The sequence below is a fragment of the Weissella oryzae SG25 genome (assembly GCF_000691805.2).
In the GTDB taxonomy this organism is placed as follows: Bacteria; Bacillota; Bacilli; order Lactobacillales; family Lactobacillaceae; genus Weissella; species Weissella oryzae.
Window position 1 is genome coordinate 1 of record NZ_DF820523.1, and the last position, 1,286, is coordinate 1,286.

Sequence of the window (1,286 nt, forward strand, 5' to 3'; positions counted from 1 at the left end):
TCCTTAAATTCTAGTGCATAAATACGCTTCTCATGATTATCCAATCGCTCATCAGTAGTATGTTCAAGTTGCTCAAATTTACCGCTTAATCTATCCATTGGGTCTTTTACATACGTTTTTAAAATCCAAGCTAGCACCCCTAAACTAGGACCAATTATGCCTATCCAACCGATTGCATCATGAGGCCAAAAATTCCCCATAAAAACCTACTTCCTTATTTTTTAATTGCTCCCAAACCTTCAACATCTTTACCTGACCAAATACCAAGCTGGTAAGCAATCTTAATAACGCTGATTTGCTTGGCATCATATGGGCCGCCTGAAATACCAAGAGTTGCTTTACTCCAGTCGTAGTTGTCTAAACTATTAACTGGATTGGTTATTGTTGCTCGTCCCCAATAGCCTAACTTACCCGGAGCTGCCTTTTTCCACGTTTCAATAGAAATCATGCCCCAAGCCATTTTTAAAAGATTACCGGTAATAGGATAATCATCAAGCGAATTACTCCAGCCTCCAGCAAAGCCCCAACCATAAACCGTATTAGCCTTTTCACCTGGATGAGCCGGATAATCATCTAATGTCATGTAAGAACCGTTATCAAATACGATTCGCCATGGGTCAGCTTCACGGTCAATAAAACATGCCATTGGTCCACTCTTCCTAATTAAAATACCATATTCGTTTAGTGGCACGGTGATCCCTGGTTTTCCTGGGTCACCTTTGTCACCTTGCTTTCCTGGTTCACCTGGGTCTCCCTTATCGCCTTGTTTTCCTGGTGGTCCAGGTTCTCCTTGCTCACCTTGCAAAGATTTAAGCCATTCTTCTTCGGTACCTGTGAAACCGTCATTTAAAGCTACCTGATATGCCGAATCACCATCTTTGCCTTTAGCAATCTCATTCATTTTGGTATCTACATACTTAGTAACCTGTTCAATAACCGAATCAATAGTTATCTGCGGGACTAGCTTTCCATTGACCTCTTTAAGGTTTTTAACCACTGTAAAACTCATTGCACCCTCAGACGGGTAAATAGCTACTTCGTTATTGGCATCAGTCACGTACACTTCGAATTGATAAGTATTATCTGCTGTCAGCTGTTCGAGCAGCTTATCGGTAAACTTCATGTTAACAACATCATTCTTTACCATCGGCGTAATTGTAAATAAGTAGCCACTTGAATTAGCAATATTTACAGTAACTGTTTTATCAGTCAAACTCTGGTTTTCACCGTCGGAAACTAAACGGAAACTAAAGGCCATAGCAGTGTCGGCTACTTTGTTAGTATGG

1 protein-coding gene and 1 pseudogene are annotated in these 1,286 nt (G+C 40.7%); both read right to left on the bottom strand.

Features of this window, described 5'->3' with window-relative positions; all coding sequences use genetic code 11:
* Nucleotides 1–200, bottom strand: a 200-nt coding sequence (locus tag TT13_RS10815; protein ID WP_027699953.1) for a hypothetical protein, incomplete at its 3' end; no start/stop codon positions are given.
* Nucleotides 201–214: 14 nt separating this feature from the next.
* Nucleotides 215–1,286, bottom strand: a pseudogene (locus tag TT13_RS11460) (collagen-like protein); the annotation flags it as partial.